Annotated in this window: 16 protein-coding genes; 4 read left to right on the forward strand and 12 right to left on the reverse strand. The window is 70.9% G+C overall.

Going from position 1 to position 25317, the window contains the following annotated elements; genetic code table 11:
- Positions 1–26: 26 nt before the first annotated feature.
- Positions 27–419, forward strand: coding sequence for an NTP pyrophosphohydrolase (locus SCK26_RS08935; protein WP_318200739.1), 393 nt, complete (start codon positions 27–29; stop codon positions 417–419).
- Positions 420–488: 69 nt separating this feature from the next.
- Here the strand turns inward: SCK26_RS08935 and SCK26_RS08940 are convergent, their stop codons facing one another.
- The 10 genes from SCK26_RS08940 to ngcE all read right to left on the reverse strand — a co-directional run bounded on the left by SCK26_RS08940 (position 489) and on the right by ngcE (position 14209).
- Complete coding sequence (locus SCK26_RS08940; protein WP_318200740.1) at positions 489–1964, reverse strand: ArnT family glycosyltransferase; 1476 nt, start codon at positions 1962–1964, stop codon at positions 489–491.
- A gap of 63 nt (positions 1965–2027) precedes the next feature.
- Entirely contained in the window at positions 2028–3551 is a 1524-nt protein-coding gene (locus SCK26_RS08945; RefSeq protein ID WP_318200741.1) for an amino acid permease, read from the reverse strand.
- A 146-nt stretch (positions 3552–3697) separates the two neighbouring features.
- Positions 3698–5662, reverse strand: coding sequence for a 1-deoxy-D-xylulose-5-phosphate synthase (dxs, locus tag SCK26_RS08950; protein WP_318200742.1), 1965 nt, complete (start codon positions 5660–5662; stop codon positions 3698–3700).
- Between the two features lie 157 nt (positions 5663–5819).
- Positions 5820–7136, reverse strand: a complete 1317-nt coding sequence (locus SCK26_RS08955) for a sugar ABC transporter permease (protein WP_412080723.1) — start codon at positions 7134–7136, stop codon at positions 5820–5822.
- Positions 7133–7933 (reverse strand): ATP-binding cassette domain-containing protein, encoded by an 801-nt coding sequence (locus SCK26_RS08960; RefSeq protein WP_318200743.1) that lies wholly within the window; start codon positions 7931–7933, stop codon positions 7133–7135. Before SCK26_RS08960 ends, SCK26_RS08955 begins: the two co-directional genes overlap by 4 nt.
- Positions 7934–8220: 287 nt before the next feature.
- Positions 8221–9330, reverse strand: coding sequence for a substrate-binding domain-containing protein (locus SCK26_RS08965; RefSeq protein WP_318205964.1), 1110 nt, complete (start codon positions 9328–9330; stop codon positions 8221–8223).
- 133 nt (positions 9331–9463) lie between these two features.
- Positions 9464–10663: an ROK family transcriptional regulator gene (locus SCK26_RS08970; protein WP_318200744.1), complete on the reverse strand. Its 1200-nt coding sequence runs from the start codon at positions 10661–10663 to the stop codon at positions 9464–9466.
- A 205-nt stretch (positions 10664–10868) separates the two neighbouring features.
- Positions 10869–11801, reverse strand: a complete 933-nt coding sequence (locus tag SCK26_RS08975; RefSeq protein WP_318200745.1) for a carbohydrate ABC transporter permease — start codon at positions 11799–11801, stop codon at positions 10869–10871.
- A gap of 5 nt (positions 11802–11806) precedes the next feature.
- Positions 11807–12733, reverse strand: coding sequence for a sugar ABC transporter permease (locus tag SCK26_RS08980; protein ID WP_318200746.1), 927 nt, complete (start codon positions 12731–12733; stop codon positions 11807–11809).
- 30 nt (positions 12734–12763) lie between these two features.
- Positions 12764–14209 carry an N-acetylglucosamine/diacetylchitobiose ABC transporter substrate-binding protein gene (gene ngcE, locus SCK26_RS08985; protein WP_318200747.1) on the reverse strand — a complete coding sequence of 482 codons (1446 nt, stop codon included), beginning with the start codon at positions 14207–14209 and terminating at the stop codon, positions 12764–12766.
- A gap of 351 nt (positions 14210–14560) precedes the next feature.
- Between ngcE and SCK26_RS08990 the strand changes: the two genes are divergently transcribed.
- From SCK26_RS08990 to SCK26_RS09000, 3 genes are all read left to right on the forward strand, one after another.
- On the forward strand, positions 14561–18364 hold the full coding sequence (locus tag SCK26_RS08990; RefSeq protein WP_318200748.1) for a GH92 family glycosyl hydrolase: 3804 nt from the start codon (positions 14561–14563) through the stop codon (positions 18362–18364).
- A 72-nt stretch (positions 18365–18436) separates the two neighbouring features.
- The gene (rfbB, locus tag SCK26_RS08995; RefSeq protein ID WP_318200749.1) at positions 18437–19432 is read left to right on the forward strand and encodes a dTDP-glucose 4,6-dehydratase; all 996 of its coding nucleotides are present in this window, start codon (positions 18437–18439) and stop codon (positions 19430–19432) included.
- A gap of 171 nt (positions 19433–19603) precedes the next feature.
- Complete coding sequence (locus SCK26_RS09000) at positions 19604–20554, forward strand: alpha/beta hydrolase (RefSeq protein WP_318200750.1); 951 nt, start codon at positions 19604–19606, stop codon at positions 20552–20554.
- Between the two features lie 64 nt (positions 20555–20618).
- Here the strand turns inward: SCK26_RS09000 and SCK26_RS09005 are convergent, their stop codons facing one another.
- Both SCK26_RS09005 and SCK26_RS09010 read right to left on the reverse strand, forming a co-directional pair.
- The gene (locus tag SCK26_RS09005; protein WP_318200751.1) at positions 20619–21206 is read right to left on the reverse strand and encodes an NAD(P)H-dependent oxidoreductase; all 588 of its coding nucleotides are present in this window, start codon (positions 21204–21206) and stop codon (positions 20619–20621) included.
- 639 nt (positions 21207–21845) lie between these two features.
- On the reverse strand, positions 21846–24656 hold the full coding sequence (locus SCK26_RS09010; protein WP_318200752.1) for an aconitate hydratase: 2811 nt from the start codon (positions 24654–24656) through the stop codon (positions 21846–21848).
- Between the last annotated feature and the right edge of the window lie 661 nt (positions 24657–25317).

A 25317-nucleotide genomic window follows, 5' to 3' on the forward strand; every position in this document is an offset into this window, starting at 1 on the left:
GGCCCGGGCCGTGGGACCCTTGCGGTATGACCGGCTCCCCCGACGCCTCGTCCCGCCCCGCCCCGCAGCTCGTCGTCGTGGACGGCGCGAACGTCGTCGGGTCGCGGCCCGACGGCTGGTGGAAGGACCGCAGAGGGGCGGCCGAGCGGCTGCGGGACCGGCTGGCGGGCGAGGGCCTGCCCGGGCATCCGGGGCCGGTGGAGATCGTGCTGGTGGTCGAGGGCGCGGCCCGCGGCGTGGCGTCGGTGCCGGGCGTGCGGGTGGAGTCGGCGCCGGGCAGCGGCGACGACCGCATCGTGGAACTGACCGCCGGCAGCCCCGGCCGTCCCCGCCTGGTGGTGACCGCCGACCGCGAACTGCGCCGCCGGGTGACGGAACTGGGCGCCGAGGTGACGGGCCCCCGCACGATCCTGGGCTGACCCGCACCCACGACGGCCCCGGCCGGCCGCCGGGAGCCGCTCCCCGCCACGGGTGACGCCGTGTGCCCGCTACGGCCCCGCGCCCGGACTCGCCGCCGCGCGGGCGTACAGGATCGCGCCGTCCACCCGGGCGATCTCGGTGTAGCGCGTCGTCAGGAGGCGGCGCAGGGTGGGCAGGCGGGCGGGGGCGTAGGGCTCGCCTCGGGAGTCGTCGGCGATCAGGGCCGGGGCGTGCGCGGTCAGTTCGCGGCGGAAGACGGGCCAGGCGCCGGGGACGGCGTACGCCTCGCCGACCCGGGAACCGTCCCGGCCGCCGCTGTAGTTGGTGAGCAGGCCCGCGGTCAGGTAGCGGGTAGCGGGGGTGCGGCCGGCCAGCCAGTACGTCTCGGGGTGTATCCCCCACACCAGGACCCGGTCGCCGGGTGCCGTGCGGTGCGCCAGGGCCGCCGCCAGGCGCTCGGCGTGGGCGAGTTCGGGGCGCGGGGCGAGCAGGCCCCAGGCGACGAAGAGGGCGCAGGCGCAGCCGGAGGCGAGGACGGCGGCAAGGCGCCGCTTGTCCGGCAGGACGTGCAGCGCGGCCGTGGCCAGCAGCGCGAGCGGCGGGACGAGTTGCAGGTAGTAGTGGCCGAAGAAGTGGCAGCCGGCGGCCACGGCGACGGCCGAGGAACCCAGCCACAGCCACAGCCAGGGCCACGGCTCGCCCGCTCGGGCCCGGCCATCGCGCAGGGCTCGGGCGATCGGCGGGAGCAGTCCCGCCGAGGCCGCCGCGAGGATCGCCGCGTTGGCCAGGGCGCGGCCCAGGACGTGGAGTCCGGAGCCGGTGACGGAGGCGTAGGCGGCGGAGCCGGTCACCGTCCAGAACAGGAAGCCGGCCGGGTCCGTCAGCAGGGCCGCGCCGAGCACCGGCGCGGCGAACCCGGCCGCGAGCCGGGGCAGGCCCGCCCGGACGGCACCGCGCCGGCACAGCGGCCAGAGCACCGGCAGCAGTACCGCGCCGCCGGTCTGCTTGGTCAGGAAGGCGGCGGCGACGGCGGCCCCGGCCGCGCCCCAGCGCCCCCGGTCCGCGCACCACAGCGCGGCGGCCGTCCACGGCAGTATGAACACCTCGAAGGTGGCGGCCTGGGCGTCCTCGGGGTTGAGGCCGACCGACACCAGCAGGTACAGCACCCCGGCGGTGCGGCCGGCCCTCTCGCCCCAGTGGCGGCGGGCCACGGAGGCGAGCAGCACGGCGGTGAGCAGCTGGGCGAGGACGGCGAGGATCCGCAGGGGGAGGAGGGAGCCGGAGCCGCACAGCGCGAACGCGGCCTCGTACAGCCAGGGCAGCAGCGGCGGCTTGCGGTCCACCACCGTGTCGTAGAGCTGCCCGCCCTGGGCGAGCAGCCGGGCCTCGACGGCGAGGTAGCCCTCGTCGGGGTTCCACAGCGTCGGGACGAAGGAGGGGATCCGGGTGACGCAGGCCAGGGCCGCCAGCAGGGGAAGCAGTCGCGTCCAGTACGCCGTCCGGGTGATCGCGGTCCGTGCGGGGGCGAGCGGGGCGCCGAGCATGGTCAGACGCTATCGGGCCCCGGGGCGCTGCGCGGCTAGGGACGTACGGGGTGTCGGCGGGTGTCAGGGGGCCGGTCCGGTGGGCGGGCGCGGGGCCTCCTTCGCCGTGGCGCGCTCCCGCGTGGCGAGCCGGCTGTGCGAGCGGCCGTAGAGGAAGTAGACGACGAAACCGATCAGCATCCAGATCGCGAACCGCAGCCAGGTCTCCGCGGGCAGGTTCAGCATCAGCCACAGCGAGGCGAGCACCGACAGCACCGGGACCGCCGGGACCAGCGGGGTACGGAAGGCCCGGGGCAGGTCGGGACGGGTGCGGCGCAGGATGATCACGCTGAGCGCGACCACGGCGAAGGCGAAGAGGGTGCCGATGTTCACCAGCTCGGCCAGTTCGCTGAGGCTGGTGAAGCCCGCCACGACCGCGATGACGACGCCGAGCAGGATGGTCGACCGGTAGGGGGTGCGGAATTTCGGGTGGGTCTGGGAGAAGAACCGTGGCAGCAGCCCGTCCCGGCTCATCGCGAAGAACACCCGGGACTGGCCGAGCAGCAGGATCATGCACACGGTGGTCAGGCCGACCGCGGCGCCGAAGCTGATCAGGCCCGCGTACCAGGGGTGCCCGGTGGCCTTGAACGCGTCGGCGAGGGGCGCCTCCACGGACAGCGAGCTGTACTTCTGCATGCCGGTGACGACGATCGACACGGCCACGTACAGCGCGGTGCAGATGACCAGGGAGCCGAGGATGCCGCGCGGGACGTCGCGCTGCGGGTTGCGGGTCTCCTCGGCGGCGGTGGCGACGACGTCGAAGCCGATGAAGGCGAAGAAGACCACGGAGGCGGCGGTGAAGATGCCCATGACGCCGAAGTGGGAGGGGGCCCAGCCGAACATCAGCTGGATCAAGGGTGCCTTGAGGCTGCCGCCGGCCGCTACGGGCTGCTCCTTGGGGATGAACGGGTCGTAGTTCGCGCCCTTGACGAAGAAGGCGCCCGCGATGATCACGACGAGGACCACGATCACCTTGACCGCGACGACCACCGAGGTGACCCGCGCGGACACCTTCATGCCGACGACGAGGATGGCGGTGAGCAGCAGGACGAGCGCCGCGGCGAGGATGTCGAAGCCGAAGCCGGTGGCCCCGTCCCGGCCGCCGAGCGCCCCGGGCAGGTGCCAGCCCCAGTTGTCGAGCAGCGAGTGGATGTAGCCGGACCAGCCGACCGCGACCACCGCCGTGCCCAGCGCCAGTTCCAGGACCAGGTCCCAGCCGATGGTCCAGGCCGGGAGTTCGCCGAGCGAGGAGTAGGAGAAGGTGTAGGCGGAGCCGGCCACCGGGACCGTGGAGGCGAACTCGGCGTAGCAGAGGGCCGCGAGCGCGCAGGCGGCGCCGGCCACCACGAAGGACAGCGAGACGGCGGGGCCGGCGGTGTTCTTCGCCGCCGTGCCGGTGAGGACGAAGATGCCGGTGCCGATGATGACACCGACGCCGAAGACGGTCAGGTCCAGGGCGGACAGTGACTTCCTGAGCGCGTGCTCGGGTTCCTCGGTGTCCTGGATGGACTGCTCGATGTTCTTCGTCCGGAACAGGGTGCTGGTCACGAACCCACCTCCCACGCTTGCCGGCCTCGGCATGATCGAGAGGGCCGGTGGTGCGGTTTGACCCGGCACAGGCAGGTTCACGCAAACGGGCCGGTTCCGCCACCTGGGGGGTGGCGGGACCGGCCCGTCGGGCACGCTCGCCCGTGTTAGTCGCGCGCGGGCTCCGCGGAGTCCACGGCGTCGCCCGTGCGGTCGACGGCGGTGCTCCCGCTCGAGCGCAGCCGGGAGTCGGGCAGGCCGTCGAGCTTGGCGACCAGGCCGGTGACCTGGCGCGCGATGTCGGGCGCGGTCAGCCCGATCTCGGCGAGGACCTCGGCGCGGGAGGCGTGGTCGAGGAAGCGCGGCGGGACGCCGAAGTCGCGCAGCGGCACGTCCACGCCCGCGTCCCTGAGGGCCTGGGCGATCGCGGAGCCGACGCCGCCGACGCGGCTGTTGTCCTCGACGGTGACGACGACCCGGTGCCGTTCGGCCAGCGGGGCCATGGCCTCGTCGACGGGCTTGACCCAGCGCGGGTCGACGACGGTGGTGGAGATGCCCTGCTTGTCGAGCAGGCCGGCGATCTCCAGGCACATCGGGGCCAGGGCGCCCACGGAGACCAGCAGCACGTCCGGGCGCTCGGTGCCGCTTTCGCGCAGCACGTCCATGCCGCCGACCCGGCCCACGGCGGGTACGGCGGGGCCGACGGCGCCCTTGGAGAAGCGCACCACGGTCGGCGCGTCCGCCACGGCGACGGCCTCGCGCAGCTGGGCCCGCACCTGGTCGGCGTCGCGCGGCGCGGCCAGCCGCAGCCCGGGCACCACCTGGAGGATCGACATGTCCCACATGCCGTTGTGCGAGGCGCCGTCGGTGCCGGTGATCCCGGCCCGGTCCAGCACGAAGGTCACTCCGCACTTGTGCAGGGCCACGTCCATCAGCACCTGGTCGAAGGCGCGGTTGAGGAAGGTGGCGTACACCGCGAAGACCGGGTGCAGGCCGCCGTAGGCGAGGCCGGCCGCGGAGACGGCGCCGTGCTGCTCGGCGATCCCGACGTCGTACACCCGCTCGGGGAAGCGCTTGGCGAACTTGTCCAGGCCGACCGGCTGGAGCATGGCGGCGGTGATCGCGACGATGTCCTCGCGCTCCTCGCCGAGCTTGACCATCTCCTCGCCGAAGACCGAGGTCCAGTCGGCGCCGGAGGTGGCGATCGGCAGCCCGGTGTCCGGGTGGATCCTGCCGACGGCGTGGAACCGGTCGGCCTCGTCCTGGAGGGCGGGCTGGTAGCCGCGGCCCTTCTCGGTCAGGCAGTGCACGATCACCGGGCCGCCGAACCGCTTGGCCCGGGTCAGCGCCGACTCCAGCGCCTCGATGTCGTGGCCGTCGATCGGGCCGAGGTACTTCAGGCCCAGGTCCTCGAACATGCCCTGCGGGGCGATGAAGTCCTTCAGCCCCTTCTTGGCGCCGTGCAGGGTCTCGTACAGCGGCTTGCCGACGACCGGGGTGCGGTCGAGGATGTCCTTGGTCCGGGCGAGGAAGCGTTCGTAGCCGTCGGTGGTGCGCAGGGTCGCCAGGTGGTTGGCGAGGCCGCCGATGGTCGGGGCGTAGGAGCGTTCGTTGTCGTTGACGACGATGACGAGCGGGCGGTCCTTGGCCTCGGCGATGTTGTTCAGCGCCTCCCAGGCCATGCCGCCGGTCAGCGCCCCGTCGCCGATGACGGCGACGACGCGGCTGTCCCGCTCGCGCAGCTGGTTGGCCTTGGCGATGCCGTCGGCCCAGCCGAGCACGGTGGACGCGTGGCTGTTCTCGATGACGTCGTGCTCGGACTCGGACTGCGCCGGATAGCCCGAGAGGCCGCCCTTCATCTTCAGCCGGGAGAAGTCCTGCCGGCCGGTGAGCAGCTTGTGCACGTAGGACTGGTGGCCCGTGTCCCACAGCACCTTGTCCTCGGGCGAGTGGAAGACCCGGTGCAGGGCGATGGTCAGCTCCACCACACCGAGGTTCGGGCCGAGGTGGCCGCCGGTCTTGGAGACAGCGTCGACGAGGAAGGTGCGGATCTCCTCTGCCAGCTGGTCCAGCTCCTCCAGGCTGAGCCGGTCCAGATCGCGCGGTCCCCTGATGCGGGTCAGCAGCGGCACCCGTGCCTCCTTGAACTAGAGCTGATCGAGCTGTTGCCGGGCTCGCCCGAGTCTAATGCCGGGCCCGACGGGCACCCCGAAGGGGCGCGGAGAACCGTGTGACCAGCCACGACGGGCCGGTACACGGTCACTCCGCGCCCCTTGGGGGAAGCGGGTGCTAGGCGCGGCCCGCGGTCTTCTGCGTCTTGCGGGTGAGGGAGTCGATCACGACGGTGGTCAGCAGGACGGCGGCGGTGATCATGTACTTCACCGGCTCCGCGATGGACTGGAGCTGGAGACCGTACTGGATGGACACGATCACCAGCACGCCCAGCAGCGCGTTCCAGGTCCGGCCGCGCCCGCCGAAGAGCGAGGTGCCGCCGATGACGGCCGCGGCGATCGCGTTCATCAGCAGGTCGCCGGTGCCGGCGCTCTGGTTGGCCGAGGCGATCTTCGAGGCCAGGAACAGGCCGCCGATGGCCGCGAACCCGCCGGAGACGGCGAAGACGGAGATCCGGACCGCCGTGACGTTGATGCCCGCGCGCCGGGACGCCTCGACGCTGCCGCCGAGCGCGAAGACCTTGCGGCCGTAGGTGGTGCGCCGCAGCAGGAAGTCCGTCGCGACCAGGAAGACCAGGAAGACCACCGTGGCCAGCGGCAGGCCCTTGTACTGGTTGTACATGTAGGCGGCGGCGAAGGCGACCACGGCCAGCAGCACCGTGCGCAGCACCGTGTCGCTCAGCGGCCGGGACGGGATGCCCGCGGCCTCCCGGCGCCGGTTGCCGAGGAAGGAGCTGAGGAAGAACCCCGCGACCACGACCACGGCGAGCCCGTAGGCGGCGGCGACGTCCGAGAAGTAGTACGTGGTCAGCTTGGCGACCAGCCCGTCGCCGTCCAGGTTGATCGTGCCGTCCTCGCCCAGCACCTTCAGCATGAAGCCGAGCCAGAACAGCAGGCCGGCCAGCGTGACGGCGAAGGCGGGGGCGCCGAGCACCGCGAAGAAGAAGCCGTGCAGCGCGCCGATGGCGACACCGGCGGCGACGGCGAGGAGGACGGCCGCCCACTCGGGCCAGCCCTGGTTGACCGCGAGGACGGCCATCAGGGCGCTGGCCGCGCCGCTGACCGAGCCGACCGAGAGGTCGATCTCGCCGAGCAGCAGCACGAAGACGATGCCGACGGAGATCATGCCCGTGCCGACCATCGTGATCGTCACGTCGTTGATGTTCTGCGCGGACAGGAAGTTGGAGTTCAGCACCTGGAAGATCACGCAGATGATCGCCAGGCCCACGATGACGGGCAGCGAGCCCAGCTCGCCGGCCTTCATCTTGCGCTTGAACTCGTGCCAGTAGCCGAGCAGGCCCTCTTCCTGCACCAGCAGGCGCGGGTCGACGGCGGTGACCGCGGCGGCGGCGGCCTCGGGGTTCTCGACCGGGGTCGCCTCCTTCGGCGAGGCCTTGTCGAGGTCGGTGGCGGAGGTCTTGTCGATGCTGCTCACTGGGAAGCCTCCCCGTTCGCGCTGGACGTGCGCGCGGCACGGCGGGTCACGGCGTTGTCGGTGGCGCCGGTGATGGCGGAGATGATCTCCTCCTGCGAGGTCGTCTTGACCTCGAAGACGCCGTTGTTGCGGCCGAGGCGCAGGACGGCGACCTTGTCGGCCACCGCCTTCACGTCCGCCATGTTGTGGCTGATCAGGATGACGGCGTGGCCGCGCTCGCGCAGCCGTTCCACCAGGTCGAGCACCTGGGCGGTCTGCTCGACGCCGAGCGCCGCGGTGGGCTCGTCGAGGATGACCAGCTTGGGGTCCCCGAGCATGGAGCGGGCGATGGCCACGGTCTGGCGCTGACCGCCGGAGAGCGAGGCGATCGGGATGCGGACGCTCGGGATGCGGATCGAGAGCGTGGTGAGCAGCTCGCGGGCGCGGCGCTCCATCTCGACCTCGTCCAGCACGCCCCACTTCCTCAGCTCACGGCCGAGGAAGAGGTTGCCGACGACATCGATGTTGTCGCACAGCGCGAGGTCCTGGTAGACCGTCGCGATGCCCAGGGCCTGGGCGTCGTGCGGCCTGCTGATCGACACGGGCTTGCCATCCCATTCGATGGCACCCTCGTCGATGGGGTGGACGCCGGCGATCGTCTTGACCAGCGTGGACTTTCCGGCGCCGTTGTCGCCGACCAGGGCGACCACCTCACCGGCGTGGATCTCGAGCTCTACGTCGGTGAGCGCCTGAACGGCACCGAATCGCTTGGAGACCCCGCGCAACGCCAGCACGGGCGTAGCGGACACGTGAACCATCTCCTTCGCCGCCTGACCCGGCGGGAGGTTGTGCAGAAATGCAGGGTGGGTGGGTTGGGAACAACCCTTGTGGGTGGGTTGGGAACAACCCTTGTGGGTGGGTTGGAGACAACCCTTTTGGGTTGGGAGCAACCCGGGGGGCGTTCCGTCCGGCGCCCCGGGGCCGAGCTTGCGGGGCTGTGTGAATGCGCCGGGGCGCCGGAGGAGCCTGGTGCGGCCGGCCGTGGTCCGGGCCGCGGGCGTTCAGGGGTCGAACGCCGCGTGGCCGGAAAGGGACCGGGTGCCGCTTACTTGTTCAGGCCGAGCTTGTCGCAGGCGGCCTTGTACTTGCCGGAGCAGATCTCGTCGATGGTGTAGATGCCGTCCTTGACGACGGTGTCCTTGATGTTGTCCTTCGTCAGGGAGACGACCGGGACCAGCACGGACGGGATGTCCTTGGCGCTGGCGCTGGAGATCTTGTCCTTGGCGATGGAGTCCAGGCTCTCACCCTTGGCGAGCGCGACGGCCATCTGCGCGGCGGTCGCCGCCTCCTGCGGGTACGACTTGTACACGCTCATGTACTGGTCGCCGGTGACGATGCGCTGCACACCGGCCAGCTCGGCGTCCTGGCCGGTGACCGGGATGTTCAGGCCCGCGGCCTTGTTGGCGGTGATGATGGCGCCGGCCATGCTGTCGTTGGCGGAGTAGACGCCCACGATGTTCTTCTTGCCGACGGCGGAGATGGCCGCCTCCATCTCGGAGTTGGCGTTGTCCGGCGCCCACTCCTTGGTGTCGTACTCCTTGGCGATGGTGACCTTGCCGTCCAGGACGGAGTGCGCGCCGTCCTTGAACTGCTTGGCGTTGGGGTCGGTCACCGAGCCGTTGATCATGACGATCTTGGAGGACTTGGTGGCCTTGTCGCCCAGCGCCTTCAGCAGGGCCTCGCCCTGGGTCTTGCCGACCTCGACGTTGTCGAAGGAGGTGTAGGCGCTGATCGGGCCCTCGGCGAGGCGGTCGTAGGCGACGACCTTGATGCCCTGGTCCACGGCCTTCTTCACGGAGTTCTGGATCGCCTTGGCGTCCACCGCGTCGATGATCAGGACGTCCACCTTGTTGGTGATCATGGTGTCGACCTGCTGGGCCTGCAGGTTGGCGTCCTGCCGGGCGTTGTTGTACTCGACCTTGCCCTTGCCGTTGGTCAGCTCGGCGACCTTCTTCTCGATCATCGGCCGGTCGAACTTTTCGTACCGCGCGGTCTTGTTCTCCGGAAGGAGCAGACCGACCGTGATGTCGTCGCCCTTCTTGGCGGACGACGCGGAGGAAGAGTCGTCGTTGCCCTTCGACTCCTTGGCGCTGCCACAGGCGGCCAGCGAGACGGCCATCGCACCCGCGGCAACGGCAACGGCGGCACGACGCATACGTGCGTTCACTTGAGAAACCTCCCTGACGAGGCCGCGTCGTTGCGGCCGAGGTGGCTGGAAGTCAACTCGGCCACACGTGCGACGTCAAGAAGTAAATCCTTAACGAGATGGCAACGGTGCCATCCGTTCTCTAAGTGAAGGCAGGGGTGGCGACGGGCAGGGAGCCTTCCAAAAGGGTGGAATCACCCATCTCGCTGAGCGCGAGGGCGAGCGCCCCGAGCACCTCCGCGCGGCCGCCAAGTGCCCCGGGCAGTACGGACAGTTGACGGGCGGCGCTGGGAATGGCGTAGCGGCCGACGGACTCCCTGATCGGCCCGAGCACCAGCTCCCCGGCCTCGGCCAGATCGCCGCCGAGGACGACCCGGCTCGGGTTCAGCAGATTGCAGAGATTGGCCACTCCGCTGCCGATGTGGCGGCCCACGTCGGCGACCACCCGGCGGCAGCCCGGGTCCCCGTCCCTGGCCAGCCGGACGATGCCCTCCATGGTCAGGTCGGGTCCGTGGCTGGGCTGGAGCAGCGGCAGCACATAGCGCGCCGCCGCGAAGGTCTCCAGGCAGCCGCGGTTGCCGCAGCGGCAGACCGGGCCGGACTCGTCGAGCGTGATGTGCCCGATCTCGCCGGCCGTGCCGCCCGGACCGCGGTAGATCTTGCCGTCGATCACCAGACCGGCGCCGACACCGCTGGCCACCTTGATGTAGGCCAGGTCGCGCACGCCCTTGCCGCTGCCCCAGACCAGCTCGCCGAGGGCGCCGAGGTTGGCGTCGTTGTCCACGTGCACGGGCACGCCGAGCCGCTCGCGCAGCTCCTCGGCGGGCTTGGTGCCGCCCCAGCCGGGCAGGATCGCGGTGGACCCGAGGGTCCCGGACGACACATCGATCGGGCCCGGTACGCCGAGGCCGACGCCGGCCACCTTGGTCCGGTCCACGCCGGTCGCCGCGATCAGCCGGTTGACCAGCTGTTCGGCGCGGTCGAAGCCCTGGTCGGCGGAGGCGTCGACGTCCAGCGGCTCGGCCTCCTCGGCCAGCACCTGGTGGGCGAGGTTCCCGACCGCGACGCGCAGATGGGTGTGCCCGAAATCGACCCCGATCACGATGCCGGCGTCCCCGCTCAGGCTGACGCTGCGGGCCCGCCGCCCGCCCGCCGAGGTGGGCGTGACCTCGACGGTTCCGCCGTCCTTCAGCTCCCGCACGATGTTGGAGACGGTGGCTGCGGACAGCCCGGTCGTCCGCGCGATCTCCGCCTGAGTGAGGGACCCGGCCAGCCGTACGGCCCGGACCACCCGCTCCAGGTTGGCTCGGTGCAGCGACGACTGCGACCCTGGAGTCTCCACGACGACCTCCTGAGCGCGGGGCCGCTTCGGCGAGGCCCCGTGTATGTCCAACTAGTGAACTCTAAGCTGAGCCGTTCGGGGCGACTCACGTCAAGAGGTTGAACCGTTTCCGGGTCTTCGGCGCACAGCGGCGCACACCGCTCCGGATGCCGGAACGGTGTGCGCACGCGCAATCACGGGGTGTGGCCCCGCCGGGTGGCCGGGGCTACTTCAGCGCTCCCGCGGTGAGCCCCTGGACCACCTGCCGCTGGAAGACGATGTACGCCGCGAGCACCGGCAGCATCGCCATGACCAGGCCCGCGAACAGGCCGGACCAGTCGCCCTTGTAGCCCTGGCTGACCGCGAGCTGGACCAGGCCCTGGGTGAGGACCTTCTTGTCCGGGTCGGTGTTCAGCACCGTGGGCAGCATGTACTGGTTCCACTGGCCGAGGAAGTTGAAGATGCCCACGCTGATCAGCCCGGGCTTGGCCATGGGCAGCATGATCTGGAAGAACGTACGCGTGTGCGAAGCACCGTCCACGAAGGCGGCCTCCGCCACCGAGGTGGGCAGGGTACGGAAGAACGCCGTGAGGAAGAACACCGTGAACGGCAGCGAGTAGGCGATGTAGACCAGGATCAGGCCGTGGATCGTGTTCAGCAGGCCCATGTTGTTCACGACGTAGAAGAGCGGGACCAGCGCGAGCATGACCGGGAAGCTCATACCGCCGACGAACAGGTAGTAGAGGAAGCGGTTGCCCGGGAAGTCGAACCGGGCCAGCACATAGGCGGCCATCGAACCGAGCACCAGGGTGCCGACGAGCGAGCCGCCGACCACCAGGACGGTGTTCAGGAAGTAGTCGCTCATATGGGCGTCGGTCCAGGCGCGGGACCAGTTGTCGAAGTGCAGCCGGTCCGGCAGGGACCAGGGCGAGCCGAAGATGGAGCCGTCGTCCTTGAAGGACGTCATCACCGCCCACACCAGCGGCATGACCACCATGATCGCCCAGATCACGAGGACGCCGTGGGAGAAGACGTTGAGGACGGTCCCCTCCTTGCGCCGCCCGGGGGGCCGGTGCCCGGGGGCCGCGTGCGGGTCCGTCTTGTACACGGTGGCGCCGGACTCGGCCGGCGGCGGGACGGGGGTCTCGGTCGTCTTCATCGGTTTCAGAACTCCAGCCGCTCGCGACGGCCCAGCCGCATCACGACGGCCGCGAACGCGAGCGTGACGATCAGCAGGGCGACGCCGATGGTGGTGGCGTACGCGGCCTGACCGTCCCGGAACGCCTTCTGGTACACGTAGAGGACCATCACGGTGGTCGAGTAGTCCGGCCCGCCCGGTCCCGTCGTCATGATCTGTACGACCGCGAACGACTCCGCGCCGAGCGCGAGGATGCCCATGTAGACCCAGCCGGACCGCACGGTGTCCCACAGCAGCGGCAGGGTGACGCGGAAGAAGGTGGTGGCGCGGCTCGCGCCGTCCAGCAGCGCCGCCTCGTACAGCTCGGCCGGGATCGAGGCCATGCCCGCGGAGAACAGGACCACGAAGAAGCCGACCGTGGACCACACGAGCACCGCCATCACGCACCACAGGGCGAGGTCCGGATCGCCCAGCCACAGCGGCTGCACGCCGTCCAGGCCGATGCCGCGCAGAACCGAGTTGATCGCTCCGCTGTCCGGGTTGTACGCGAAGGCGAACAGCAGCGAGACGATCGCGATCGAGAGCACCTGCGGAAAGAAATAGACGATTTTGTAGAAGGCCGAGCCCCGCACCCCGGAGATGACGGGGCCGCCCCTTCTCCGTCGTCCGCCCACATTGATCATGAAGGCGAAGAACAGCGCCAGACCGAGCGTCACCACCGGCAGCACCAGAGCGAACAGGAGACTGTGCCGCAACGACTTCCAGAAGATGTCGTCGTCCAGCATCCTCTCGTAGTTGTCGAACCCGACCATCTTGAAATCGGGGCTGAGGCCCGTCCAGTCCGTGAACGAGTAGTAGACGGACTGGATGAACGGCCATACCACGAAGAGCGCGTACAGTCCCAGGGGCAGTGCCAGAAACCCCACGATGAACCGGTACTTGCCGTGCTGCATCGCCACTCCGGTGCTGTCAGGGTGCGGGGATCACTGGTGCTTGTAGTGCTTGATGGAGGTGTCCTTGGCCGCCTCGTCGGCGAATGCCTGGATCTTCTTGACGGTCTCGGCCGGGGTCAGCCGGCCGGCCATCATCTCGCCGAGACCGGACACCCCGATCTTCTCCTTCTGCAACTGCACGTACCAGTCCTGCAGCCGGGGGTTCACCACGTTGTCTCCGGCCTTGTCCAGGGCCGCCACACCGGACTTCAGGCCCGGGGTGAGGGTGATGCCGGAGGTGCCGCCGTTGTACGCGGTCAGCGACTTGACCTTGGCGGTGAAGTTCTTCGAGGACGCCTCGGAGAGCATGATGCGCAGCTGCTCCATGCCGCCCTCGGCGTTCTTCGCCTTGGCCGGGACGATGAAGGGCTCGCCGCCGGAGGCCCAGATGGTGCCGAACGGCATCTTGTCGGCGCTGTCGAGGCCGGAGGGCGCGGAGACGGCGAGGCCGAAGTCGGGCGGGATGACGTTGGCCGACTCGTTCTCCACCCAGGAGCCGTTCGGGAGGAACAGCGCCTTGCCCTTGGCCCACGCGGTCTGCGACTGGATGTGGTCCAGGCCCGGAGTGCCCTGGAGGACGTAGCCCTTCTTGTACAGCTCGTAGTAGGCCTCGAAGCAGGCCTTGACCGCGGGGTGCTTCCAGGCGTTGGGCTCCAGGTTGTCGATGGCGTCGAGCACCTCGCGCCCGCCGACCTTGCCGATCATCGGGTACAGCGAGAAGGGGATGTAGTACGGGTACTTGCCCGCGTAGGTCCAGCCCGCGATGCCCTTCTTCTTGGCCTTCGCGCACAGCGCGAGCATGTCGTCCCAGGTCTCCGGGTAGGCCGCGTCCAGGGAGTCCAGGGCCTTCTGGGAGTACCAGACGCCGTAGACCGTGTAGGCGTAGTACAGGATCCAGACCGGGTCGCCGTCGAACTGGCCCATCTCCACGATGCCGGGGCGCAGCGTGTCGCGGACCTTCTTCTTCGGGTCGTCGTACGACGGCGCGTCCAGCAGCGCGGTGAGGTCGGCGAGCTGGTTCTTGCCGACGAGGACGCCCATGTCCATCTGCTCCGCGCCGGAGTTGTCGATGAGGTCCGGCGGGGTGCCCTGGTTGAAGCGGGGCTGGAGGGTGGACTGGATCTTCTGGGTGGCCGCGAACTTCACCTTGGCCTTGGGGAAGTCGTGCTCGTAGATCTTCACCGCGTCCTCGGCGTACTCCTTGCCGAAGCCGCCGTCGAAGAGGACGAACTCCATGCCCTCGGTGTCGTTGACGCCGAGCGGGTTCTTGGCGGTCTTCTTGCCCTGCTTGGCCTTGTCCTGTCCGTCGCCGCCGCTGCTCGCGCAGGCGGACAGCAGTCCCATCCCCGGTGCGGCGACCAGACCAAGCGCCGCCGAACGCTTGATCAGATCACGACGGCCGACGCCTTCGGCACCGTGGTGCGCAGTGGATCCCATGCTCAAGTCCTCGCCTTCTCCAGGACTCAGGCGGTGAACCGGATCCTGGCCGGCACCGCAGGTCGGGTCGTGCAGGGTTGTGCGGGGTCGTGCGGGAAATGCCGACAGGTATAGTCCACTTACCGGCGGCGGACAAGATCGAGTGCATGGTTCCCCCTGGGTCTTTTCCGAGTTGAGACCTGCCGGAAATATGAGCCCGCGCCGGCTGCCGCGCGGGAAAAACTCGCGACATTACTCCCTGAATGCCATAGTCAACACCCTTGACATCACCGGCCACTTGACCACCTACTTATGCTGCGCCCCGCAGCTGACAACGTTGTCCGGAGAGGGTGCAGGAGGGGAAATCCGTAGATGCAGCGGAGAACTCGGCACAGATGGGGTCCGGCGGCCGCGCTCACGGCCGCCTTCGTCATGGCCGTCGGCGCGCAGGGCGCGGCGGTGGCCCTGCCCGCCAAGGCCCCGGCGGCCGACCGGGAGTTCGCTTCCTCGTTCGAGGCGGGCGAGCCGGCGCCGGACTGGCTGAACACCGTGGACACCGGCCCGGACGGAGCCGAGCGGGCGTCGGGTGTCGACGGCGGGTACAGCAGCGGCATCCCGGGCAATGTGACCGACCATGTCACCGAGGTCCGGGCCGGCGGCGAGAACGCGGGCGCCGGCGAGGTCAAGGAGAACCTCGTCGACGGCGAGCCCGGCACCAAGTGGCTGACGTTCGAGCCGGCCGGCTGGGCGGAGTTCGACCTGGACAAGCCGGCCGCGATCGCGACGTACGCGCTCACCTCGGCCAACGACCACGCCGAGCGCGACCCCAGGGACTGGACCCTGAAGGCCTCCGCCGACGGCACGCACTGGACGACGGTCGACACCCGCTCGGGCGAGACCTTCTCCGAGCGGTACCAGACCAAGTCCTACGACCTGGCCGAACCGGCCCTCTACCAGCACTTCCGGCTGGAGGTGACGCGGAACAACGGCGCTGCGGACATCCTCCAGCTCGCCGATGTGCAGTTCTCGACCGGAGGCGGCGGCGGTCCGGTGCCGCACGACATGCTGACGCTGGTGGACAAAGGCCCGAGCGGCTCCCCGACCGCCAAGGCGCGGGCCGGCTTCACCGGCAAGCGCGCTTTGCGCTACGCCGGCCGGCACACGGCGGACGGCCGCGCCTACTCGTCCAACAAGGTCTTCGACGTGAACGTGAAGGTCGGCCGCGACACGGAGCTGGCGTACCGGATCTTCCCGTCGATGGCCGACGGCGACCGCGACTACGACGCCACCAACGTCTCGGTCGACCTCGCCTTCACCGACGGCACCTACCTCAGCGACCTGGGCGCGGTCGACCGGCACGGCTTCCCGCTCACGCCGCGCGGGCAAGGCGCGTCGAAGGCGCTGTACGTCAACCAGTGGAACGAGGTGGCCGCGCGGATCGGCCCGGTCGCGGCCGGCAGGACGGTCGACCGGATCCTGGTGGCCTACGACTCCCCCGCCGGCCCGGCCGAATTCCGCGGCTGGCTGGACGACGTGAGGCTGCGGCCGGTGGCGCCCGAGAGGCCGAAGGCACACCTGTCGGACTACGCGCTGACCACCCGGGGCACCCACTCCAGCGGCAGCTTCTCGCGCGGCAACACCTTCCCGGCGACCGCACTGCCGCACGGCTTCAACTTCTGGACGCCGGTGACCAACGCGTCCTCGCTGAGCTGGCTGTACGAGTACGCGCGCGCGAACAACGCGGACAACCTGCCGACGATCCAGGCGTTCAGCGCGAGTCACGAGCCCAGTCCGTGGATGGGCGACCGGCAGACCTTCCAGGTGATGCCGTCGGCCGCGGCCGGCACCCCGGACACCGGCCGCGAGGCCCGCGAACTGGCCTTCCGGCACGAGAACGAGACCGCGCGGCCCTACTACTACGGCGTCCGGTTCGAGAACGGCCTCAAGGCCGAGCTGGCCCCGACCGACCACGCGGCCGTGCTGCGCTTCACCTATCCCGGTGACGACGCGAGCGTGCTGTTCGACAACGTCACCGAGCAGGCCGGGCTGACGCTCGACACTGAGCACGGCACCGTCACGGGCTACTCGGACGTGAAGTCGGGCCTGTCCACGGGCGCCACGCGGCTGTTCGTGTACGGCGAGTTCGACAAGCCGGTGACGGACGGCGCGGCCAAGGGCGTGCAGGGCCATCTGCGCTTCGCCGCGGGCGCCGACCGCACCGTCACGCTGCGCCTGGCGACCTCGCTGATCGGCGTCGACCAGGCGAAGGAGAACCTGCGCCGGGAGATCCCGGACGGCACGTCCTTCGGCACCGTCAAGGCGCGCGCCCGGCACGCCTGGGACGAACTGCTCGGCAAGGTCGAGGTGGAGGGCGCGAGCGCGGACCAGCTGACCACGCTCTACTCCGGCCTGTACCGGCTGTACCTGTACCCCAACTCCGGTTTCGAGGAGGTCGGCGGCAAGGACCGCTACGCGTCGCCGTTCTCGCCCATGCCGGGCCCGGACACCCCCACGCACACCGGCGCCAGGATCGTGGACGGCAAGGTGTACGTCAACAACGGCTTCTGGGACACCTACCGCACCACCTGGCCGGCCTACTCGTTCCTGACGCCCACTCAGGCCGGTGAGCTGGTCGACGGGTTCGTGCAGCAGTACAAGGACGGCGGCTGGACCTCACGCTGGTCCTCCCCCGGCTACGCCGACCTGATGACCGGCACCTCCTCGGACGTGGCGTTCGCCGACGCCTACGTCAAGGGCGTGCGGTTCGACGCGAAGGCGGCGTACGACGCGGCCGTGAAGAACGCGACCGTCGTACCGCCGGCGCCGGGCGTCGGCCGCAAGGGCATGGCCGTCTCCCCGTTCCTCGGCTACACCCCGACCGACACGCACGAGGGCCTGTCCTGGGCGATGGAGGGCTACGTCAACGACTACGGCATCGCGAGGATGGGCGAGGCGCTGTACAAGAAGACGGGCGAGAAGCGCTACCAGGAGGAGTCGGCGTACTTCCTCGACCGCGCCCGCGACTACGTGAGGCTGTTCGACACCGGTGCGGGCTTCTTCCAGGGCCGGGACGCCAAGGGCGCCTGGCGGGTGGACTCCGCGAAGTACGACCCGCGGGTGTGGGGCCACGACTACACCGAGACCAACGGCTGGGGCTATGCCTTCACCGCGCCGCAGGACAGCCGGGGCCTGGCCAACCTGTACGGCGGCCGGCGGGGCCTCGCCGACAAGCTGGACGCCTACTTCGCCACCCCGGAGACGGCCTCCCCGGACTACGTGGGCTCCTACGGCGGGGTCATCCACGAGATGACCGAGGCACGGGACGTCCGGATGGGCATGTACGGCCACTCCAACCAGGTCGCGCACCACGTGCTGTACATGTACGACGCGGCCGGCCGGCCGTGGAAGACGCAGGCGTATGTGCGCGAGGCACTGTCCCGGCTGTACACCGGCAGCGAGATCGGGCAGGGCTACCACGGCGACGAGGACAACGGCGAGCAGTCGGCCTGGTATCTGTTCTCCGCGCTCGGCTTCTACCCGCTGGTCATGGGCAGCGGCGAGTACTCCATCGGCTCGCCGCTGTTCAAGAAGGCGACCGTGCACCTGGAGAACGGCCGGGACCTGGTGGTGCGGGCGCCGCGGAACAGCGCGAAGAACGTCTACGTCCAGGGCGTGCGGTTCAACGGCCGTCCGTGGACGTCGACCTCGCTGCCGCACTCGCTGCTGGCCAAGGGCGGGGTGCTGGACTTCTCCATGGGCCCGAGGCCGTCGGCCTGGGGCACGGGCGAGGACGCGGCGCCGGTCTCGATCACGCGGGACGACAGGGTGCCCGAGCCGCGCGCGGACGTCCTGAAGGGCGAGGGAGCGCTCTTCGACGACACCTCGGCGACGAGCGCGGCGGTGACCTCCGCCGACCTGCCGGTGCGGGGCGCCGTGAAGCCCGTCCAGTACACGCTGACCTCGGGCGCCGACCACGCCACGGCGCCGACCGGCTGGACGCTCCAGGGCTCCGCCGACGGCACGGCCTGGCGGACCCTGGACCACCGCACCGGTGAGACGTTCGCCTGGGACCGCCAGACCCGCGCCTTCACCATCGCGGCGCCGGGCACGTACACCCGCTACCGCCTGGTCCTGGACGGCGAGGCCACCCTGGCGGAGGTGCAACTGCTGGCCTGACCGGCCTCGCGGCCACGGCAGCCGGGCGGGAACCGATCGACGCGGTGATCGGTTCCCGCCCATACTGCGTCCATGAGACTGCTGGTCACCGGCGGAGCCGGGTTCGTCGGCTCGCACTTCGTGCGCACTCTGCTCGACGGCGGCTACCCGGGCCACGAGACGTCCCGGGTGACCGTCCTCGACCGGCTCACCTACGCCGGTCGCCGGGACAACCTGCCCGCGGCCCATCCCCGGCTTCAGTTCGTGCGCGGCGACATCTGCGACGCGGAGCTGCTGGACCGGGTCCTGCCCGGGCACGACGCGGTGGTGCACTTCGCCGCGGAGTCGCACGTGGACCGGTCGCTCCGGTCGGCGCACGCGTTCGTCCGCACCAATGTGCTCGGCACCCAGACCCTGCTGGACGCCTGTCTCGCGGCCGGCACCGAGCGGTTCGTCCATGTGTCCACCGACGAGGTCTACGGCTCCGTGGCCGCAGGCTCCTGGACGGAGGACCACCCGCCGCTGCCCAACTCCCCCTACGCCGCCTCCAAGGCGTCCTCGGACCTGCTCGTCCGCGCCTGCCACCGCACGCACGGCCTGCACGTGTCGATCACCCGCTGCTCCAACAACTACGGCCCCCGCCAGCACCCCGAGAAACTGATCCCGCTGTTCGTCACCCGCCTGCTGGAGGGCCGGCCCGTGCCGCTGTACGGCGACGGGCGCAACGTGCGCGAGTGGCTGCACGTGGGTGACCACTGCCGGGCGGTCGCGCTGGTGCTCGACCGGGGCGGGCCCGGCGAGATCTACAACGTCGGCGGCGGCGAGGCGCGCACCAACCGGGAGGTCACCGAGCGGCTGCTCGCGCTGTGCGGCGCCGACTGGTCGCGGGTGCGGCACGTACCCGACCGCAAGGGCCACGACCTGCGCTACGCCCTGGACGACGGCAGGATCCGCGAGGAGCTGGGCTACGCCCCGCGGATCCCGTTCGAGCGGGGACTCGCCGACGTCGTCGCCTGGTACCGCGACAACCCGGGCTGGTGGAAGGCCGTCCGCCCGGCCCGGCACCTCCCGGTAGGCGGCGCCGGCTGAGCCGTGCGGCCGTCTTTGCCGTTCGGCCGGCCGCGCCGCACCGGCGGGTACGGCGACAGCGGCTTTCGAGGACGGCTTGGTAGAAAGGCATCGCGACACCGCGGTCCGGCTTCGCGGTCCGCCGCTCCACCGCACCGCTCGTCACCGCGCCGCCCACGACAGGAGCTACCCATGGTGCAGGCCGTACCACCGCCGGGGCTCACCCGTCCGGACTCCCCCGCGCCCATCCCGCCCGACCCGGCCGGCCCCCGTGAGCTGACGCTCGACGGCGGCGGCGGAGTACAGCTGTCGGGCCTGCTGGCCGAACCCGATTCCGGGCAGGCGCCCCGGGCCGTGGTGGTCGCCCTGCACGGCAGCGGCATGCGGGCCGGCTACTTCGACAACCGGGCGCGGCCGGGGCTGTCGCTGCTGGAGCTGGGCAGCCGGCTCGGCTACACCGTGCTGGCACTCGACCGCCCGGGCTACGGCGCCTCGGCCGCCGCGCTGCCCGAGGGACAGGACCTCGCCGGACAGACCGCCACGCTCGGCTCGGCCCTGGCCGACTTCGCCGGACGGTGGCCGTCCGGCGCCGGGTTCCTCCTGCTCGCCCACTCCGGCGGCGGCCGGCCGGCGCTGTCCCTCGCGGCGGCCGGCGCCCTGCCCGGCCCGCTGATCGGGCTGGACCTGTCCGGCCTGGGCGGCGCCTTCGCCGTGGAGCCCGACCAGTTGCCCGGCGCCGGCGCGCCCGGGGCCTGGCGGCGGCACTGGGGGCCGGTGCGGCTGTATCCGCCGGAGGCCTTCCGGCAGGGGCAGCGGCTGGTGGCCCCGGTGCCCGCCACGGAGGCCGGCGAGACCCTGGCGTGGCCCCGGATGTACCCGGAGCTGGCGGCCCGGGTGCGGGTGCCGATCCGGTTCACCTTCGCCGAGCAGGAGCAGTGGTGGCGCACCGACGAGGAGGCGGTGCGCGCCCTGCTGGCACCGCTCGCCGCACCGCGTGCGGTGGTGGAGCGGCTGCCCGACGCCGGGCACAACATCAGCCTCGGCTGGGCCGCCCGCACCTATCACCTGCGGGTCCTGGCCTTCCTGGAGGAGTGTCTGCTGGCCCACGAGGCGGCGCCGTCCGTGCGTCCGCCCGCCGGCTGACCGCCGCCCGCGTCCGTCCGGCCGCCCCCGGGGTCCTCGCGGCCGGCCGCCCGCGGCGCGCGGCTCAGCCGGCGTAGGGCCGGGCGGCGCGGCCCTCACGCAGCGTCAGGCCCCACCAGGCCAGCTGGTCGAGCAGCACGGAGGCGGCCTTGCCGGCGCCGTCGGCGTCCTGGAGGCGGCCCCGCTCGTCGAACTTCTCCCCGGCCATGTGGAAGCTGACGGTGTCGCGCAGGGTGACGGCGTGCAGTTCGGCGAAGACCTGCCGCAGCTGCTCCACGGCCCGCTGGCCGCCGGCCATGCCGCCGTAGGAGACGAAACCGACGGGCTTGGCCCGCCATCCGCCGTAGACGTAGTCGAGGGCGAGCTTGAGCGAGGCCGGGTAGCCGTGGTTGTACTCCGGCGTGATGACGACGTATCCGTCGAGTCCGCCGATGCGCTGGGCCAGGGTGCGGGTGCCCTCCCGTGGCTCGGCGGCGTCCAGGGTGAGCTTCAGTTCCTCCACGAGCGCCGGTTCGGAGAGGTCGATGACGTGGACGTCCATGTCCTCGCGCCGGCCGATCTCGGTGAGGAACCACTGGGCGACCTTGTCGGCGAACCGGCCGGTGCGGACGCTGCCGATGATGACGCCGATCTTCAGCGGGGTCGTGGACACGGGGAACTCCTCGTACGGGTCGGGGAAAGGGATGAGGCAAGGAGAATGACGAGCGGGGGCTACGGCGACCGGGCCGGCCGGCGCGAGGGCCTCGCGGCTGTGCGTGGTGAGCTTGCCGCGCGCCCCCTCCTGACGGCACGGCACTTCGGTGAGCGCCGGCGGCCTGGGGCCCGCCGTCGCCGGCAACAGGACGAACGTAGAAGCTCAAGTCCACTTGAGGTCAAGCGCCGGCCGGGAGGGATTCGGCGGACAGGTCACGCACCACGGGGCGCACCGGCCCCACGGACCGTCACGCGCGCCACCCGTACCACACAGGGCCGCGTGCGCTCCGGCAGGCGCGCGCCGGGATCACCCGGTCGGGCTAGCGGAGCGGGTTGACGGGGTCGGCGGTGGCGGCGGTACAGTCGAGGTCACGACCTTATGACAACGATGTCGCCGGGCTCGGCGGTCACGCCGGTCACGCGCTCCCCGACCCTCCTCCCCGGGCAGGTACCCCACCCCCCTCGCCTGCCCGGCTCGCGGACCCGGTGCACTCGGCCACCGGGTCCGCCCAGAGCAGTCCGGGCACTTGGGCGGTACGGCGAAGGGCCGCGCCCCCGGGTGCCGGGAGCGCGGCCCTGTGCCGCTGTGCCGCGCCGCTTACTTGCGGATCAGGTTGCGCAGCACGTACTGCATGATGCCGCCGTTGCGGTAGTAGTCGGCCTCACCCGGGGTGTCGATGCGGACGACCGCGTCGAACTCGACACCGGTGTCGGTGGTGACCTTCACCGTGCGCGGGATACGGCCCTCGTTCAGCTCGGTGACGCCGGAGAAGGAGAACGTCTCCTCGCCGGTCAGACCGAGGGAGGCGGCGGAGGCGCCCTCCGGGAACTGCAGCGGCAGGACGCCCATGCCGATGAGGTTCGAGCGGTGGATGCGCTCGTAGGACTCGGCGATGACGGCCTTCACACCGAGCAGCGCGGTGCCCTTGGCCGCCCAGTCGCGGGACGAGCCGGAGCCGTACTCCTTGCCGGCCAGGACGACCAGCGGGATGCCGGCGGCCTGGTAGTTCTGCGAGGCGTCGTAGATGAAGGAGATCGGGGCACTCCCGTCACCTTCGGCGGCCCGCGTGAAGTCGCGGGTGTAGCCGCCCTCGGTGCCCGGCGCGATCTGGTTGCGCAGGCGGATGTTGGCGAACGTGCCGCGGATCATGACCTCGTGGTTGCCTCGGCGGGAGCCGTAGGAGTTGAAGTCACGCCGCTCGACGCCGTGCTCGGTGAGGTACTTGCCGGCGGGGGTGTCGGCCTTGATGGCACCGGCCGGGGAGATGTGGTCGGTGGTGACCGAGTCGCCCAGCTTGGCCAGGACGCGGGCACCGGTGATGTCCTCGACCGGGGCCGGGTCCATGGTCATGCCCTCGAAGTACGGGGGCTTGCGGACGTAGGTGGACTCCGCGTCCCACTCGAAGGTGTCGCCGGTCGGGATCGGCAGCGACTGCCACTGGGCGTCGCCGGCGAAGACGTCGCTGTAGGACTTGGAGAACATGTCCTCGCCGATGGCGCCCGCGACGACATCATTCACCTCGGCCTCGGAGGGCCAGATGTCCTTCAGGTAGACCGGGTTGCCGTCCTGGTCGGTGCCGAGGGCCTCGCGGGTGATGTCCAGCTTCATGGAGCCGGCGATGGAGTAGGCGACGACCAGCGGCGGGGACGCCAGGTAGTTCATCTTGACGTCGGGGTTGATGCGGCCCTCGAAGTTCCGGTTGCCGGAGAGGACCGAGGTGACGGCGAGGTCGTGGTCGTTGACGGCCTTGGAGACCTCCTCCGGCAGCGGGCCGGAGTTGCCGATGCAGGTGGTGCAGCCGTAGCCGACCAGGTTGAAGCCGAGCTTGTCCAGGTACGGCGTGAGGCCGGCCTTGTCGAAGTAGTCGGTGACGACCTTGGAGCCCGGGGCCAGGGTGGACTTCACCCACGGCTTGCGGGTCAGGCCCTTCTCGACCGCCTTCTTGGCCACCAGGGCGGCGGCGACCATGACGTACGGGTTGGAGGTGTTGGTGCAGGAGGTGATGGCCGCGACCGTCACCGCACCGTGGTCCAGCTCGTAGGTGGTGCCGTCGGGAGCGGTCACCTGGACCGGGTTGGACGGGACGGCACCGGTGCCCTGGCCGTGCTGCGGGGCGCCCGCGCCGTTGTCCTGGTGGCCGTAGGCCGGGGCGTCGGAGGCCGGGAAGGACTCGGCGCTGGCCTCGTCCACCGGGGAGGCGGCGGCGTCCGCGGTCTGCGCGACCGGCGCCTCGACGTAGTTGAGGACGTCCTTGGCGAACTGCTGGGCGGCCTCGGCGAGGACGATGCGGTCCTGCGGGCGCTTCGGGCCGGCGATGGAGGGGACGACCGTGGAGAGGTCCAGCTCCAGCTTCTCGGAGAAGTCGGGCTCGGCGGCCGGGTCCAGCCAGAGGCCCTGCTCCTTGGCGTACGCCTCGACCAGCGCGACCTGCTGCTCGGAACGGCCGGTCAGGCGCAGGTAGCTCAGGGTCTCGTCGTCGATCGGGAAGATGGCGGCGGTGGAGCCGAACTCCGGCGACATGTTGCCGATGGTGGCGCGGTTGGCCAGGGAGGTGGCGGCCACGCCCTCGCCGTAGAACTCGACGAACTTGCCGACCACACCGTGCTTGCGGAGCATCTCGGTGATGGTGAGCACGAGGTCGGTGGCGGTGGTGCCGGGGCTCAGCTCGCCGGTGAGCTTGAAGCCGACGACGCGCGGGATGAGCATGGAGACCGGCTGGCCGAGCATGGCGGCCTCGGCCTCGATGCCGCCGACGCCCCAGCCGAGGACGCCGAGGCCGTTGACCATGGTGGTGTGCGAGTCGGTGCCGACCAGGGTGTCGGGGTAGGCCTTGCCGTCGCGGACCATGACGACACGGGCCAGGTGCTCGATGTTCACCTGGTGGACGATGCCGGTGCCCGGCGGGACGACCTTGAACTCGTCGAAGGCGGTCTGGCCCCAGCGCAGGAACTGGTAGCGCTCCTTGTTGCGGCCGTACTCCAGCTCGACGTTCTGCTTGAAGGCGTCGGCGGTGCCGAACTTGTCGGCGATGACGGAGTGGTCGATGACCAGCTCGGCCGGCGCCAGCGGGTTGATCTTCGCCGGGTCGCCGCCCAGCTCCTTCACGGCCTCGCGCATCGTGGCCAGGTCCACGACGCAGGGGACACCGGTGAAGTCCTGCATGATCACGCGGGCCGGCGTGAACTGGATCTCCTGGCTGGGCTGGGCCTGGGAGTCCCAGCCGCCGAGGGCGCGGATGTGGTCGGCGGTGATGTTCGCGCCGTCCTCCGTGCGGAGCAGGTTCTCCAGCAGGACCTTGAGGCTGTACGGCAGCCGGGCCGAGCCCTCCACCTTGTCCAGCCGGAAGATCTCGTACGACTCGCCGCCCACCTGCAGCGTGCTGCGGGCGTCGAAGCTGTTCGCCGACACGACAGTCTCCTTCATTGATGTGCGCGTACCACCGTCAATCCTGCCGCCACGCCGGCTTGGCCGAACCAGTAAGGTCAGGCTAAGTTAGGCATGCCTTACCAGTGTGGCGACCGCGGTGCGCCTCGGCAGATATCTCGATGTCGAGATAACAGTAGTACATAGGCGCGGCCTGGTCATGTCCGCACGCCCCATGTCCGTCTCACCGGACCCCGGCCGGTCTCGATGAACTCCGGCCCGGTCCCGCCACCGGCCGTTCGCGACATTCGCACAAGACCCGTGCCGGCCGCCCCCGCACCATCGCCCTATGAACGACCACGACGCACAGCACACGCAGCCGACGCACGTGGACCGCGACGGACCGCGGGAACCGGTCGAAGTTCCTTGAGATCGGCCGAGGCGCGGCGGGGCGGACACCCGGTGACCCCGGTGACCCCGGGTAACCGGCGTGATCGCGCCGGCACGCCGGACGGAACGGGAGCGCCGGAGCCGGCCCGTCTCCCGGCCGGCCCGCGGTCGCCGCGTGGCCGCCCGGCGGCTGCCGCACGGGGATGCCGACGCGCGCACGCCGCCGTCACCAACCGGTGCGGAGGCGGCCGGCGCCACCGCTTCGCGCGGAGGCGAGGCGAGGCGACCGGCGATCGACCGTCCGGACCGGCCCTCC

Origin of the sequence: Streptomyces sp. SCL15-4, from assembly GCF_033366695.1 — a bacterium.
GTDB lineage: Bacteria > Actinomycetota > Actinomycetes > Streptomycetales > Streptomycetaceae > Streptomyces.

Excerpts from the sequence above, each read along its gene's own strand:
- SCK26_RS08975 (WP_318200745.1), bottom strand. The coding sequence starts at position 11,801 with ATGAAGACGACCGAGACCCCCGTCCCGCCGCCGGCCGAGTCCGGCGCC.
- SCK26_RS08980 (WP_318200746.1), bottom strand. The coding sequence starts at position 12,733 with ATGCAGCACGGCAAGTACCGGTTCATCGTGGGGTTTCTGGCACTGCCC.
- rfbB (WP_318200749.1), top strand. The coding sequence starts at position 18,437 with ATGAGACTGCTGGTCACCGGCGGAGCCGGGTTCGTCGGCTCGCACTTC.
- SCK26_RS08965 (WP_318205964.1), bottom strand. The coding sequence starts at position 9,330 with ATGCGTCGTGCCGCCGTTGCCGTTGCCGCGGGTGCGATGGCCGTCTCG.
- SCK26_RS08960 (WP_318200743.1), bottom strand. The coding sequence starts at position 7,933 with ATGGTTCACGTGTCCGCTACGCCCGTGCTGGCGTTGCGCGGGGTCTCC.
- SCK26_RS09000 (WP_318200750.1), top strand. The coding sequence starts at position 19,604 with ATGGTGCAGGCCGTACCACCGCCGGGGCTCACCCGTCCGGACTCCCCC.
- SCK26_RS08990 (WP_318200748.1), top strand. The coding sequence starts at position 14,561 with ATGCAGCGGAGAACTCGGCACAGATGGGGTCCGGCGGCCGCGCTCACG.
- SCK26_RS08940 (WP_318200740.1), bottom strand. The coding sequence starts at position 1,964 with ATGCTCGGCGCCCCGCTCGCCCCCGCACGGACCGCGATCACCCGGACG.
- SCK26_RS08935 (WP_318200739.1), top strand. The coding sequence starts at position 27 with ATGACCGGCTCCCCCGACGCCTCGTCCCGCCCCGCCCCGCAGCTCGTC.
- ngcE (WP_318200747.1), bottom strand. The coding sequence starts at position 14,209 with ATGGGATCCACTGCGCACCACGGTGCCGAAGGCGTCGGCCGTCGTGAT.